Consider the following 14434-nt stretch of genomic DNA (forward strand, 5'->3'; position numbering starts at 1 on the left):
TGCCCGCGACGCTCAGTCGGCGCGCGCCACGACCGACCGGGCATGCCGGAGCACCGGCTCGTCGATCATGCGTCCCTCGAAGCGGAACACCCCGCGTTCCTCGGCCGCAGCGGCGAGCACGCCGCGCGCCCACGTCACCATGGCGTCGTCGGGACGGTAGGCCGCTCGGATGACGGCGACCTGACTCGGGTGGATGCACGCCGTCGCGGCGAACCCCGAGGACGCGGCATCACGTGCTTCGCTCTCGAGCCCGTCGACGTCACCGATGTCGACGTGCACCGCATCGATCGCGCCCTTGCCGCGCGCACCCGCTTCGAGGAGAACTCGCGAACGCGCGTACCTGGCGACATCGCGGTAGGTGCCGTCCGGATGACGGCTGGAGGTGCCGCCGAGCGAGGCGACCAGGTCCTCCGCCCCCCACATCATCGCGACCACGCGCGGATGCGCCGCGATGGTGTCGGCCGCGTGCACGCCGCGAGCCGTCTCGCACAGCGCGATCAGCGAATGCCGCTCGTCGAACGCTGAAAGGGCCTCCGGATCCTCGGTCTTGGCAATCATCACCGTCTGGAACGGAGTCTGACGCAGAGCGTCGAGGTCTGCCGCGAACTCGTCACTCGTCGGTGCGTTCACGCGCACGATGACCCGTTGCGGATCCAGGTCTGCCGCGGTCAGGTTCGCCCGGGCCTCAGACTTGGCGGCCGGGAGCACCGCATCCTCAAGGTCGATGATCACGGCGTCGGCCCGATCGAGCGCTGTACCGAAGCGCTCCGGTCGGTCGCCGGGACAGAACAGCAGCGCGGGTCCGAGCGAGAACGTCATGCCGCGGGTGTCCTTCCCTCAAGTGTGCGCACCAGGACGGTGCGGTGGGCCGTGGCGACGACGGTGTCGTCCTGTGTGCGGCCGGTGTGCGCGATCTCGACGATCCCCTGGCCGGGGCGTGACGACGAGAGCCGCTTCGAGACGATGACGCTCTCGGTGTACAGCGTGTCGCCGGGGAACAGCGGATTCGGGAAGGAGATGTCGCTCAGCCCGAGCTGCGCCACGAGCGTGCCCTGCGTCAGCTGAGCGACGGAGGCGCCGACCATCGTCGACAGTGTCCACATCGAGTTCATCAGGCGCGCGTGGAACGGTTCCTGCGTCTCGGCGAATGCCGCATCGAGGTGCAGCGCCTGCGTGTTCATGGTGAGCGTGGTGAAGAGCACGTTGTCGGCCTCCGTGGCCGTCCGCCCAGGGCGGTGCAGATAGCGGGCCCCAACCACGAACTCCTCGAGGTACAGCCCCCGCTGCACGATGTCGTGACCGGTCATACGGCCACGCTACCCGGTGAGTCCGAGCGCGCGAGCGATCACGAGCAGCTGCACCTCGGTCGTGCCCTCGCCGATCTCGAGGATCTTGGAGTCGCGATAGTGCCGCGCCACCGGGAACTCGTTCATGAAGCCGTTGCCGCCGAAGATCTGTGTCGCGTCGCGCGCGTTGTCCATCGCGGCCTCACCAGACACCAGCTTCGCGATGGCGGCCTGCTCGGCGAACGGCCGGCCCGCGTCTCGCAGTCGCGCCGCGTGATGCCAGGCCAGGCGTGCGGTGTGCACGCGCGCTCGCATGCGCGCCAGGGTGAACTGCGCGTTCTGCCGAGTGCTGAGCGCACTGCCGAAAATCGTCCGGCTCTTGGCGTAGTCGACCGCCGCTTCGAGGCATCCTTCCGCGGCACCGGTCGACAGCGCGGCGATGGCGATGCGGCCCTCGTCAAGGATGCTGAGGAAGTTGCGGAACCCGCGACCCTCGTCGCCGAGCAGGTTCGATGCGGGCACACGGGCGCCGACGAACGTGAGCGGATGCGTGTCGGAGGCATTCCACCCGACCTTGTCGTACGGGGCCTCGACCGTGAACCCCGGGGTCGAGTTCGGGACGATGATGGTGGAGATCTGCTTGCGACCGTCGGAGATGCCCGTCACCGCGGTCACCGTCACGAAGCGTGTGATCGGCGTGCCCGAGTTCGTGATGAACTGCTTGGAACCGTCGATCACCCATTCGTCACCCTCCAGGCGCGCGGTGGTGCGGGTCGCACCCGCATCGCTTCCGGCCTCGGGTTCGGTGAGCCCGAAGCCGGCGAGAGCACGGCCGGCCAGCAGATCCGGGAGGTACTCCTGCTTCTGCTCATCGGTGCCGAAGCGGTGGATGGGCATCGCGCCCAGGCTCACCCCGGCCTCGAGCGTGATCGCGATCGACTGATCGACGCGCCCCAGTGCCTCGATGGCCAGGCAGAGCGCCATATAGTCGCCGCCCTGCCCTCCATGCTCCTCGGGGAACGGGAGACCGAACAACCCGAGGTCTCCCATCTGTGCCACCACATCCATCGAGAGGGTATGCGTGCGGTCGGCCTCGTAGGACTGCGGGGCGACGACGGTGTCAGCGAACTCCCGCACCATCGCGGCGAGTTCACGCTCTTCGTCGGTCAGATCCTCGATCATCGGTTCTCCTCCGTGGTGTGGTCGTCTGTGTGGTCGTTCGTGTGGTCGTCTGACCGGCCGTCGGCGCCCTGCGTCGTGTCGACGACGCGGGCGACGACCTGATCGCGCCGCACCTGGTCGCCGGGTGACACCAGCAGATGCACGGTGCCGTCGTGTGGGGCGAGTACCGGGTGCTCCATCTTCATCGCCTCGATCGAGAGCAGCGGGGCGCCGGTCGTCACGCGCGCTCCCTCCACCACGTGCACTGCGACGACGGCTCCGGGCATCGGTGCTGTCGCTTCCGGTCCGGTGGCGCCCGGACCGGAGTGCTCGGCGGCGAGTCGTCGTCGCAGCCGTGCCCGCCGGTCGAGCGGGCGCAGTCGTGCACCATGCCCGGCATGCATGACCCACACGGCGCCGTCGCGGTCGATCGCCGCCCGGGCTCCCTCGGCCCCGTCGGCATCCGCGGGGCTCTCCTCGATCACCTGGTCATCGTCGGTGAGAAACGCCGCCCTCGTCGCCGAAGCCGCGAGCGCCCCGAGCCGCCAGCCCGGCAGGTCTCGCCACAGCCCACCCGAGCGCTGCGGGGCACCGGTCGGCGCGCTCACCCGCGCGGCCTCTGCGAGCAATGCTGCGCCGGGTCGCTCGGGCGTCCACGGGAGCAGCGTCTCGATCAGCCCCGTGTCGAGGTCGCCCGCGACCACGCGCTCGTCACGGCACAGGCGGCGAAGGAACGCGATGTTCGTGTCGACGCCCAGCACGACGGTGTCGGCAAGAGCACGATCCAGTCGCGCGAGCGCGGTGGCGCGGTCGGGGGCATGAGCGATCACCTTGGCGATGAGCGGGTCGTAGAAGCCCGAGACCACGCTGCCCGTCTCGATCGCGGCATCCACCTGCACGCCCGTCGGCGGCTCGAACAGCAGCACCGTGCCGGTCGAGGGCAGGAACCCGCGCTCGGGCGACTCGGCGTAGATACGTGCCTCGACCGCGTGTCCGCGCAGCTGCGGGGTGATGTTCAAGGGCCTGCCCGCCGCGACCTGCAACTGCAGCGCGACGAGGTCCAGGCCTGTCACCGCTTCGGTCACCGGGTGCTCGACCTGCAGCCGGGTGTTCATCTCGATGAAGAACACTTCGTCCGGAGCGTCGGCATCGATCAGGAACTCGACTGTCCCCGCTCCGACGTAGTCCACGCTCTGCGCGGCCTGCACGGCGGCCTCGAGGAGAGCCTGCCGCGTGGCATCCGCGAGCCCTGCGGACGGAGCCTCCTCGATGACCTTCTGGTGTCGGCGCTGCAGCGTGCATTCACGCTCGCCGATCGCGATCACCTGGCCGTGCGCGTCGCCGAACACCTGCACCTCGATGTGACGCGGGCGTCGGATGAGCCTCTCGAGGATCAGCGCGTCGTCTCCGAAGGCCGATGCCGCGACGCGTCGTGCCGACGCGAGAGCGGTCGGGAGCCCGGCCGCGTCGGCGACGACCTCCATGCCCTTGCCGCCGCCGCCCGCGCTCGGCTTGACCAGCAGCGGGTACCCGATCCGCTCTGCGGATTCGGCGATCTGCTCGTCCGTGAGACCTGCGGCGTCGAAGCCGGGAACGACGGGGACCCCGTGGGCGACCACGTGTTCGCGTGCGCGTGCCTTGTCGCCCATGATCTGGAGCGCCGTGATGCCCGGACCGACGAAGACGATGCCGTTCTGCGCACACGCCTCGGCCAGGCCCACGCTCTCGGACAGGAACCCGTAGCCCGGGTGAACGGCCTGCGCCCCGGTTCGGAGGGCTGCCGCGATGACCGCGGACACGTCGAGGTACGACTCCGTCGCGGGCGCCGGTCCGATCCGCACGGCGACATCGGCCTCGCGGACATGTGGGGCATCCGCGTCGGCGTCGCTGTACACCGCGACGCTGCGGATGCCGCGTGCGCGGAGGGTGCGAATGATGCGCCGCGCGATCTCTCCGCGATTCGCCACGAGCACGGTGTCGAACCCGGTGTCGAACTCGCTCTCGGACTCTCGGCGGAGTTCTGGTCTCTGGATCTCAGTCATCAGGCTCACATCCGGAAGACGCCGAAGTTCGGCGTGGGAAGAGGGGTGCGGGAGACCACGTCGAGCGCCAGCCCGAGCAGGTCACGGGTCTGTTCAGGATCGACGATGCCGTCGTCCCAGAGGCGGGCGGTCGCGTAGTACGGCTCGCCCTGCTCCTCGTACTGGGCCCGGATCGGCGCCTCGAACTCGGCGCGCTCCTGTTCGGACCACTCCGCGCCGCGGGATGCGAGCTGATCCTCGCGGACCGTGGCGAGCACCGACGCCGCCTGCGGACCGCCCATGACAGAGATCCGGCTGGCCGGCCACGTCCACAGGAAGCGGGGCGAGTACGCCCGTCCGCACATCGAGTAGTTGCCCGCGCCGAAGGAGCCGCCGACGATCACGGTGAGCTTCGGCACGCGGGTGCTGGCGACGGCGGTGACCATCTTGGCGCCGTCCTTGGCGATGCCACCGGCCTCGGCGTCGGATCCGACCATGAACCCGGTGATGTTCTGCAGGAACAGCAGCGGGATCCCGCGCTGATCGCACAGCTCGATGAAATGCGCACCCTTGAGCGCGGACTCGCTGAACAGCACCCCGTTGTTGGCGACGATGCCCACGGGGTGGCCATGCAGTCGAGCGAATCCGGTGACGAGCGTCGTGCCGTACTCGGCCTTGAACTCCCGGAAGCTGTCGCCGTCGACCAGTCGTGCGATGACCTCGCGCACGTCGTACGCGGCGTTCACGTCGACCGGCACCACGTCGTACAGCGACGACGTCTCGGCCGGGGCCACGGACTCGTGCACCTCCCACGCGGGGGGCAGGGGCGGCGGAAGCGTCGCCACGATGTCGCGCAGGATCTCGAGGGCGTGCTCGTCGTCTTCCGCGAGGTGATCCACCACACCGCTCCGGCGTGCGTGCAACTCGCCCCCGCCGAGCTCCTCCGCCGTGACGATCTCGCCGATCGCGGCCTTCACCAGCGGCGGCCCGCCGAGGAAGATCGTGCCCTGGCCGCGCACGATCACCGTCTCATCGCTCATCGCCGGAACGTACGCGCCACCCGCGGTGCAGGAGCCCAGTACAGCCGCGAGCTGCGGGATGCCGTCGGCCGACATCCGGGCCTGATTGAAGAAGATCCGTCCGAAGTGGTCGCGGTCCGGGAACACCTCGTCCTGCTTCGGCAGGAACGCTCCCCCCGAGTCCACGAGGTACAGACACGGAAGGCGATTCTCGCGCGCGATCTCCTGCGCACGCAGATGCTTCTTGACGGTGAGCGGGAGATAGGTGCCGCCCTTGACGGTCGCGTCGTTGCAGACCACCATCACGTGCCGGCCGTGCACGAGGCCGATTCCGGCGATGACGCCGGCTCCGGGAGCCTCTCCCCCGTACAGCCCGTCGGCGGCGAGCGGGGCGACCTCGAGGAAGGGGCTTCCTTCGTCGAGCAGGCGGTCGACGCGATCGCGCGGCAGGAGCTTGCCGCGAGCGATATGGCGCTCGCGCGATGCGTCCGGTCCGCCTCGTGCGGCGACCGCGAGGCGCGCGCGCAGCTGCTCCGCCAGGGACTCCTGGGTGTCGGCCATCGTGAAGTCCTCCTCGACCCACGCCGGTGCACGCGTCATACGGTGGCGCGCCCCATGCTGCTTCGGTTAGTGTGCACTAACCCGTTCATTCAGGTTAGCGAGGATTAACTGAGATGACAACCCCGACGACCGCCCGTGATCGCGCGAAAGCGGAGCGTTCCGACGCGATCCTGCACGAGGCCGCGCGGCTCTTCGCCGAGCGCGGATACAACGGTGTGAGCCTGGAGGACATCGGCGCCGCCGTCGGTGTGTCCGGCCCCGCGGTGTACCGACACTTCGCCGGCAAGCAGGCTCTGCTCGGAAGCGTGCTGGTGAAGGTCAGTGACGACCTGGTCAGCGGCGGGACGGCCGTCGCGGCATCCGCACCGGACGAGGTCGAGCGGATGCGCGCGCTGATCCGATTCCACGTGGAGTTCGCGCTCGGCAGCGCCGATGTGATCCAGGTGCACGACCGCGATGTCGCGCACCTCGATGACACCGACCGTGCCGCCGTCCGCCGCCTGCAGCGCGCGTACATCGAACTGTGGATCGACGCGCTGGCCCCTCTGCTCGAGGCGAGTCCCGAGGAGCTCCGCCTGCGCGTGCAGGCCTGCTTCGGCCTGATCAACTCCACGCCCCACAGCACGCGTTCGGCCTCGCGCCGGCACGCCGCCACCGCGACGGTGCTCGCCGCGATGGCGGAAGCCGCACTGCGAGCTCCCTGCTGAGCGCCGGCTCTCACCCGAACAGCATCGCCCGACCCGGCTCCTCGAGGACGTCGGCGACGTCCTTGAGGAATCGCGCGCCCTCGGCACCGTCGACCAGACGGTGATCGAACGAGAGGCTCAGCGTCATCATCTGACGCAGGGCGATCTCACCGCGGTACTCCCACGGTTGACGACGAACGGCCCCGACGGCGAGGATGCCGGACTGCCCCGGAGGCAGGATCGGCGTGCCCGCATCGACGCCGAACACGCCGATGTTGGAGATCGAGAACGTCCCGCCCGCCAGTTCCGCCGGCGACGTCCGGCCGGCGCGAGCCGTGTCGGCCAGCGACTTCAGCGCCGCGCTCAGCTGGCTCAGCGTCATCGCCTCGGCGTTGCGGATGTTCGGCACGATGAGGCCGCGATCGGTGGCGGCGGCGATGCCGAGATCGACATAGTCGTACTGGACGATCTCACCGGCCTGCTCGTCCCAGTGCGCATTCAGGCCCGGAGTGCGGCTGAGTGCCAGGCACACGACCTTCGCGATCACCGCGAGGGGGCCGATGCGCAGCTCGCCGAGAGAGCGGTCGTCGCGCAGTCTCGCGAGCAGGTCCATGGTCTCCGTGACATCGACCGTGTGGAACACCGTCACGTGCGGGGCTGTGAAGGCACTCTGCACCATCGCCGCCGCGGTGTGCTTGCGCACGCCGCGGATCGGCGTGCGGGTCTCGCCGCGCGTGCCGCGGGTCGGTCCGGTGTCCGCAGCGGAGGGGTTCCGGGCGAGATGGCCCTGGTCGGACGAGGGCGCTTCGGCCGCCCTGTCGGAATGCCGTTCGGCGTACGCATCGACGTCCCGACGGGTGATCACGCGATCGCCGACCCCGGCAGCCACCAGCACGAGGTCGACACCCAGTCGCTTCGCGTGGGCGCGCACCGGCGGCGTCGAGCGCGGGCGCTCGAACACCCGCTCCACCGTCACCGAGGGAGCCGCGTCGTGCGGTGCCGCCTCGAGCACAGCGGTGTCGGTGACGCGTGACCCAGCGGTGGATCGACGCGTGCGCCGTGCCGGCCGACCGCTGTTCGCCGGAGCGGCTCCGTAGCCGACGAGATTCGGCTGCGACTTTTCTTGGGTCTCCTCCCGCGAGGTTTCCCCGGTCGGCGCAGCCGGGGCGGCGTCATCCTCCCCGACGACCTCGAAGGCGATGAGCGGCGAGCCGACAGCGACCGTCTCCCCCGCCTCGGCGTGCAGCGTCGTGACCGTGCCCTCGTAGGGCGACGGCAGCTCGACCACGGCCTTCGCGGTCTCCACCTCGGCGAGCGTCTGGTTGAGTGCCACCGCGTCACCGGGAGCGACCAGCCACTGCACCACCTCCGCCTCGGCGAGACCCTCGCCGAGGTCGGGCAGCCGGAACTCCGCGATCATGCGTGCACCCCTGTCATGCTGTTCGGGCGGTCGAGCACTCTGTCGACCGCATCGAGAAGTCGGTCGAGGTCGGGCAGGTGGTACTTCTCGAGCTTGGCGGGCGGGTAGGGGATGTCATGTCCTGTCACGCGCAGCGGCGCGGACTCGAGGTACTCGAAGCAGCGCTCGGTGATGCTCGCGATCACCTCGGCGGCGACGCCGGCCTCGCGCGATGCTTCATGCGCGACGACGACTCGACCCGTCCTGCGCACCGACGCGGCGACGGAGTCGTAGTCCACCGGCGAGAGGGATCGCAGATCGATCACCTCGATCGACACCCCCTCGTCCTCTGCGGCCTCGGCCGCCTGCAGAGCCGTCGACACCATCGCACCGTAGGTGATCAGCGTCACGTCGTCTCCGGCACGCACGACGTCGGCGAGGCCCATGGGCGGGGCGTCGGCGAGCGAGGCGGCGAGGTCGACCTCGCCCTTGTGGTGGTAGAGCCGCTTGGGCTCGAAGAAGATGACCGGGTCATCTGAGGCGATCGCCTGGCGCAGGCTGCGGTAGGCGTCGGCGGGATTCGACACCGTGATCACGCGCAGCCCCGCGGTGTGCACGAAGTACGCCTCGGGCGACTCGGAGTGATGCTCGGCGGCCCCGATCCCTCCGGCCCACGGGATGCGGATGGTGATCGGCATCTTCACGCGTCCCTGCGTGCGGTAGTGCAGCTTGGCGACCTGCGCCACGATCTGATCGAAGGCGGGGTAGACGAATCCGTCGAACTGGATCTCGACCACGGGCCGATACCCGCGGAAGGCCAGTCCGACTGCAGTTCCCACGATGCCGGACTCGGCGAGCGGGGTGTCGATGACGCGCTTCGAGCCGAACTCGTCGAGCAGTCCGTCGGTGATGCGGAACACCCCGCCGAGCTTGCCGATGTCCTCCCCCAGCAGCACGACCCGGTCGTCGTCGCGCATGGCCTGACGAAGCCCGGCGCCGAGGGCCTTGCCCAGTGTGAGCTCGGTCATCTCAGGCCTCGCTCTCGAAGGACTCGAGATAGGCGGCGTACTCGTCGCGCTGGCGTCCGAGCCCGATGTGCGGCTCGGCGTAGACACCGTCGAACACCGCGAGTGGCGGTCGCGTGACCATGCCCAGGCACGCCGCGCGCATCTCCTTGGCGACGGCATCGGCCGCCGCCTGGGTGTCAGCGAGATGCTGCTCGTCGAGCTCGCCGGCCGCACGCAGATGCGCCTCGATCCGCGAGATCGGGTCGCGCCGGCGCCAGGACTCCAGCTCCGCCTCGTCGCGGTATCGGGTCGGGTCGTCAGCTGTCGTGTGCGGACCCATCCGGTAGGTCACTGCCTCGATGTAGGCAGGGCCCTTTCCTGAGCGCGCGTGCGCGAGCGCCCAGCGCATCGCGGCCATGCAGGCGAGCACGTCGTTGCCGTCGACCCGCAGGCTCGGGATGCCGAATCCCGGAGCCCGGCCGGCGATCGGGTACTGCGACTGCACAGCGACGGGCTCCGAGATCGCCCAGTGGTTGTTCTGGCACACGAACACCACGGGCGCCTGGTAGGAGGCGGCGAAGATCATGGCCTCGTTCACATCGCCTTGACTGGTCGCGCCGTCGCCGAAGTACGTCACCGCGACCTCGTCGGCCTCGTCGTGGCTGATGCCGAGCGCGTAGCCCACCGCGTGCAGGGTCTGTGCTCCGATGATGATCTGCAGCGGCGCGACGCGCAGGGCTGCGGGGTCGTATGCGGCACCCTCCTCGCCGCGCCACATGCGGACGTAGTCGCCCGGCTGCGCGCCCCGGGCGTAGATCACTCCGGTCTCGCGGTAGCTGGGGAAGACGTAGTCCCGCGCCTCGAGCGCTCGAGCCGTCCCGATCTGGGTGGCCTCCTGCCCCTGGCATGGCGCCCACAGCCCGAGCTGTCCCTGGCGCTGCAGCGCGACCCCCTCTGCATCGATGCGGCGCAGGATGACCATGTCGCGATGCAGCGACCGCAGCCGCGCGGCGTCGACGTCGGTGATGAACGGATCCAGTCGGGGGTTCGCGATGCGCGTCCCGTCCGGCATCAGGAGGCGCTCGGAGAGCTCCAGGTCCTGGGCGGTGTCGGCGATGGGGGTGATCTGCGGTGACATCATCGTCCTCCAGTCTCGGCGGCCTTCGTGGGGCTGTGCGTGACGCACGCGGCGTCATCGCCGGCCTGCTCCGAGGGTACGTCCGCTCATCACGTCGCTCAAGCAATGCGTGACGGCTTGAGCATGTTGCTCAATTTCGACCCGATCGACCCTGCTATGGTTTGGCACTATGTCCGGACTCGATCGCATCGACCTCGAACTGCTCGCCGCGCTGTCGGACGATCCGCGCATCACGATCGTCGCTCTGGCCGAGACTCTCGGCCTCTCTCGCAACACCATCCAGGCGCGCATGGCGCGGCTGGAGCAGAGCGGGATCTTCCTCTCGTACGAGCGATCCTTTGCCCCGGAGGTCCTCGGCTTCCCGCTGCAGGCGTTCGTCAGCATCGGCGTGCGTCAGATCGAGCTGCCTCGGATCATCAGCGAACTCGCGCGCATCCCCGAGGTCGTGCAGGCGCATGGGCTCAGCGGGTCGATCGATCTGCTCGCCCGCGTCGCGTGCCGTGACGCGCGCCACCTCTTCGACACCGACGCGCGCATCCTCTCGATCGAGGGTGTGGAGCGCACCGAGACCTCACTCGCCATGGGCGAGGTGATCCCGTTCCGGGTGGCCGGGCTCATCGGCCTCGCGCGACGGGAATCCTGAGGAAGCGACGGATGGCGCCCGCGGCTTCGGCGGGCGTCTCGTAGTGGATCAGATGCCCGACGTGGGCGATCTCGACCAGGGTGGCGTCGGCGAACAGTGTCGCGAGCACGCGCTCCGCTTCGATGGGCGTGATGTCGTCGCGCTCGGCGGCCACCAGAAGCGTCGGGACGGAGATCAGGGGCGCGAACTCACGGACGTCGTTCGAGACACTCGCCACGAACGCGTCGCGGAGCACATCGCGATCCGCGAAGCGCGAGAAGTAGGTGTCGTGCTGATCATGGATGAAGCGGCGCAGCGCGCGGTCTCGGGTCTTCGCCATCGAGATGCTCATCACCCGGACGATCACGCGGTTGCGCAGGAGCGCCGTTCCCAGACGAGCCGGGAGGCGGGCTCCGAGCCCGTAGTACAGCACCGCCAGGCGCGTCAGCACGCCTTTGGGACCCTCTAGCGCGGGCGCGCCGATGGGGTTGATCAGGATGAGCCGCGGGGTCGCGAGTCCACCGGCGACCGCGGCGGAGACGACGATCGATCCGAAGGAGTGTCCGAGGATGACGGCGCCGGGAGCGACGGCGGCGGCGAACTCCGTCAACCAGCCCGCATAGGCGTCGAGGTCATGGGTGCGATCAGGCAGCGGCGCCGTCTCGCCGAACCCCGGGAGGTCGGGCGCGATGACGCGCGCCTCGGGCAGGAAGGCGAGCACGGGCTCGAGCCCATGATGATCGCCGCGAAAACCGTGCACCGCGATGACCGTGGTCTCGGCGTCGTCGGGGCCGTAGACCCAGTAGGCCGTCGTTCCCCCGGCGACCTCGACCTCTGCGCGTCGCACCGGAAGTCGACCCAGTCGTTCGGCGTACGGAGAAGGAGCGGTCATGGGTCGATTCTACGGAGTCGCCGGTGGGCGTCTCGCGGATGTCGGGGGTCCGTCCTACGGTGAGGTCATGGCGACCCCACCTGTGCTCCCCGGCTGGCTGACCCGCGTCGCGGTGTTCGATCTCGAGACCACCGGCATCGACGTCACGCGTGATCGCGTCGTCACCGCACACATCGGCGTGCTCGACGCGCAGGGCGACCAGATCGCGGCCCGCTCCTGGATCGCCGACCCGGGCGTGCCGATTCCAGAGGGGGCGACCGCCGTGCACGGAGTCACGACGGCCTACGCACGTGAGCACGGTCGTCCGGCCGTCGAGGTGGTGTACGAGATCACGTCGGCGTTGCGATCGCTTCTCGATCAGGGCGTGCCGGTCGTGGCCTACAACGCCGCCTACGACTTCTCGCTGCTGTCGCACGAGGCGCGACGGCACGGCGTCGAGCCCCTCGACGACCCGTCGCCGGTCATCGACCCGTTCGTGATCGACAAGGCCTACGACCGCTACCGACGAGGCAAGCGCACCCTCGAGGTGGTCGCGGCGCACTATGCGGTCGTCCTCGACGGCGCACATGAGGCGTCCGCCGACGCGATCGCCGCCGGACGTGTGGCGCAGGCTCTCGCCCGGCAGTTCGTGCTGCCCGACAGCCTCATCGAGCTGCACACGCGTCAGATCGGGTGGGCGCGCACGCAGGCGGCCAGCCTGACCGAGTACTTCATCCGCATCGGGCGGCTCGACCCCGAGGAGATGCGGTCGTACTGCGCGATCGTGGTCGTGTACAGGCGAAAGAGCAGGCTCGCGGCCAGCAGCACCGCGATCGTCGAGCTCGCCCCGAAGGTCATCCACCGGAAGCGCGGGTGCCGCACATTCGAGGAGAAGTACGACAGGCACGCCAGCGCCAGCACCACGACGAGGGCGAGCAGTGGCCAGCGCACGATCCGCCAGGTGATGAGGACCGCGTCGCCCCAGCCGAGCTGATCGTCGATCGCTTCGACGACCCGATCCGAGACGCCGAGCACGATGACCGCGACGACGCCTGCGACCAGCAGAGCGAGAGCGATCAGCAGATGGGTGACGCGCATCTTCCACAGCCGTCGGCCCTCGTCGGCTCGGTAGATCTCGTTCATCGATCGTCCGAACGCGGCGGCGTACCGCGCGCCGCTCCAGAGCGTGAGCGCCAGGCCGCCGAGCAGCGCGATCCAGGCGATCGACGACGACGCCAGCTCCTCGATCAGGTCTCGCAGCAGGTCGGATGCCTCGGAGGAGACGAGCGTCGAGACCACAGTCACGACCAGGCGCAGCAGCTCGGAGTCCGATCCGAGGATGCTGACCAGCGACACCACGACCATCGCGGCAGGGATCACCGCGAGGATCGCGTAGAACGTCAGCGCCGCCGCCGCGTCCGGGCAGCGATCAGGGACGAACCTACGCACGACGGACCGCGCGACGTACGCCCAGGACGCCGCATCCAGATCCCGGATCGTGGTGTCCTCGCCGGTCGCCTTCGACGCGCTCATCGGCGCATCCGTCTCTGCCCGCTCGCGTGCCTCATCGCCGGATCCTGCCTTCCTCGTCGCCACCCCGACCATCCTCGCCCCTGTCGGGCCTGCGACCGCGCAGGCCGCGTCGAGCGCGCCCCATCCGATCGTCGTCCCAGCCTGATCCGATATCCTGCTGCCTCGCCTGTATCGAGGCGAGGGGAGGACCAGCAGTGCGTTTCACTTCGCGCGATGTCTCACGCGTGGAGACGACATGGCGGGACTACGTGCCGTCCGCGGTGCTGCAGAAAGCCGATCCGCAGCGTTTCCGCTTTGCCTGGCACTCTGCCGACCTCGCAGGTGTGAGCCTGGTGCGCTACGCACTCGCCGCGGAGATCCGCTCCCTCGTGGAGCCTCAGGACCAGCTGCTCGTCTGTCGCGTGGACGGACCGGACGCCGCGGTGTGGTCAGGTCGCGACGACCTCGACCCGACGATGCCCTGGGTGACCGACGGCGCGCAGGTGCGGGCGCGATGGGAGCAGGACGCCGAGGTGCGCGCCCTCATCTTCGATCGCGACGCCGTCAACGCTTTCGCGCGTCAGCTCAGCGGCGACGATCAACTCATCCTGCGCGTGCAGGATCTGCGTCCGCGCGACGCCGCGTCTGCGGCGCAGTGGGAGCGCACGTTCCGCTATCTCGAGCAGAGCGTCGACGACGACTCCCCCGACCCGCTTCTGCGCGCCGAACTCGGCCGTCATGCGCTGTCGGTCACTCTGGGCGCCTTCGCCACATCTCTGTATGACCTGGTCGGTCGCCCTGCTCAGACCAGCCCCGCCCCGGCCGCCGTGCGGCGCGCGCTGGCGTACATCAGTGAGAACGCCCACCGCGCCATCACCGTCGACGATGTCGCCGCGGCCGTCCACATGTCGACGCGCGGGCTCCAGTACGCCTTCCGGCGCTCTCTGGATGCGACACCGGCGGAGTCTCTGCGTCGCGCCCGACTCGAGGGAGCCCACCGCGATCTGCGTTCATCGCCTCAGGATTCCGTCGCGACCATCGCGCGCCGGTGGGGCTATGCGCACCCGTCGCGATTCGCTGCCGCCTACCGAGCGGTGTACGGCGTGCATCCGTCGGAGACCCGTCGCCGCAGCGGATGATGACATAACGCG

Annotated in this window: 13 protein-coding genes and 1 pseudogene; 4 read left to right on the plus strand and 10 right to left on the minus strand. The window is 69.5% G+C overall.

From position 1 onward, the window contains the following. Positions 1-12: 12 nt before the first annotated feature. From AC2D10_RS02880 to AC2D10_RS02900, 5 genes are read right to left on the minus strand one after another with little or no spacing between them, the layout of a single operon-like run. Complete coding sequence (locus AC2D10_RS02880) at positions 13-819, minus strand: HpcH/HpaI aldolase/citrate lyase family protein (RefSeq protein WP_484710347.1); 807 nt, start codon at positions 817-819, stop codon at positions 13-15. Further along, positions 816-1307: a MaoC family dehydratase gene (locus AC2D10_RS02885; protein WP_484710348.1), complete on the minus strand. Its 492-nt coding sequence runs from the start codon at positions 1305-1307 to the stop codon at positions 816-818. The genes AC2D10_RS02880 and AC2D10_RS02885 overlap by 4 nt, the downstream gene beginning before the upstream one ends. A 9-nt stretch (positions 1308-1316) precedes the next feature. Further along, a complete protein-coding gene (locus tag AC2D10_RS02890; RefSeq protein WP_484710350.1) occupies positions 1317-2468 on the minus strand; it encodes an acyl-CoA dehydrogenase family protein in 1152 nt (383 codons plus the stop codon). Next, positions 2465-4489 carry an acetyl/propionyl/methylcrotonyl-CoA carboxylase subunit alpha gene (locus tag AC2D10_RS02895; protein WP_484710351.1) on the minus strand — a complete coding sequence of 675 codons (2025 nt, stop codon included), beginning with the start codon at positions 4487-4489 and terminating at the stop codon, positions 2465-2467. Before AC2D10_RS02895 ends, AC2D10_RS02890 begins: the two co-directional genes overlap by 4 nt. Positions 4490-4494: 5 nt before the next feature. Continuing rightward, complete coding sequence (locus AC2D10_RS02900; protein WP_484711792.1) at positions 4495-6048, minus strand: carboxyl transferase domain-containing protein; 1554 nt, start codon at positions 6046-6048, stop codon at positions 4495-4497. A gap of 113 nt (positions 6049-6161) precedes the next feature. Between AC2D10_RS02900 and AC2D10_RS02905 the strand changes: the two genes are divergently transcribed. Next, the gene (locus AC2D10_RS02905; RefSeq protein ID WP_484710352.1) at positions 6162-6755 is read left to right on the plus strand and encodes a TetR/AcrR family transcriptional regulator; all 594 of its coding nucleotides are present in this window, start codon (positions 6162-6164) and stop codon (positions 6753-6755) included. Positions 6756-6765: 10 nt separating this feature from the next. Here AC2D10_RS02905 and AC2D10_RS02910 read toward each other — a convergent pair whose 3' ends face one another. From AC2D10_RS02910 to pdhA, 3 genes are read right to left on the minus strand one after another with little or no spacing between them, the layout of a single operon-like run. Next, entirely contained in the window at positions 6766-8154 is a 1389-nt protein-coding gene (locus tag AC2D10_RS02910; protein WP_484710353.1) for a dihydrolipoamide acetyltransferase family protein, read from the minus strand. Beyond that, positions 8151-9161, minus strand: a complete 1011-nt coding sequence (locus AC2D10_RS02915) for an alpha-ketoacid dehydrogenase subunit beta (protein ID WP_484710354.1) — start codon at positions 9159-9161, stop codon at positions 8151-8153. Before AC2D10_RS02915 ends, AC2D10_RS02910 begins: the two co-directional genes overlap by 4 nt. A 1-nt stretch (position 9162) precedes the next feature. Beyond that, on the minus strand, positions 9163-10278 hold the full coding sequence (pdhA, locus tag AC2D10_RS02920) for a pyruvate dehydrogenase (acetyl-transferring) E1 component subunit alpha (RefSeq protein ID WP_484711793.1): 1116 nt from the start codon (positions 10276-10278) through the stop codon (positions 9163-9165). Between the two features lie 169 nt (positions 10279-10447). Between pdhA and AC2D10_RS02925 the strand changes: the two genes are divergently transcribed. Next, positions 10448-10921 (plus strand): Lrp/AsnC family transcriptional regulator, encoded by a 474-nt coding sequence (locus AC2D10_RS02925; RefSeq protein WP_484710356.1) that lies wholly within the window; start codon positions 10448-10450, stop codon positions 10919-10921. On the opposite strand, the gene AC2D10_RS02930 is transcribed toward AC2D10_RS02925, so the two are convergent. Beyond that, positions 10893-11792, minus strand: coding sequence for an alpha/beta fold hydrolase (locus AC2D10_RS02930; RefSeq protein ID WP_484710358.1), 900 nt, complete (start codon positions 11790-11792; stop codon positions 10893-10895). The genes AC2D10_RS02925 and AC2D10_RS02930 overlap by 29 nt on opposite strands. A 67-nt stretch (positions 11793-11859) precedes the next feature. Here AC2D10_RS02930 and AC2D10_RS02935 point away from each other — a divergent pair. Then, positions 11860-12534, plus strand: a pseudogene (locus AC2D10_RS02935) (exonuclease domain-containing protein); the annotation flags it as partial. On the opposite strand, the gene AC2D10_RS02940 reads toward AC2D10_RS02935, so the two are convergent. Further along, positions 12456-13376: a YihY/virulence factor BrkB family protein gene (locus AC2D10_RS02940; protein WP_484710359.1), complete on the minus strand. Its 921-nt coding sequence runs from the start codon at positions 13374-13376 to the stop codon at positions 12456-12458. The pseudogene AC2D10_RS02935 and the gene AC2D10_RS02940 overlap by 79 nt on opposite strands. A 122-nt stretch (positions 13377-13498) precedes the next feature. Here AC2D10_RS02940 and AC2D10_RS02945 point away from each other — a divergent pair, with 122 nt between their 5' ends. Further along, a complete protein-coding gene (locus tag AC2D10_RS02945) occupies positions 13499-14422 on the plus strand; it encodes an AraC family transcriptional regulator (protein ID WP_484710360.1) in 924 nt (307 codons plus the stop codon). Positions 14423-14434 lie beyond the last annotated feature (12 nt).

Source organism: Microbacterium sp. PI-SA-G (assembly GCF_057215335.1).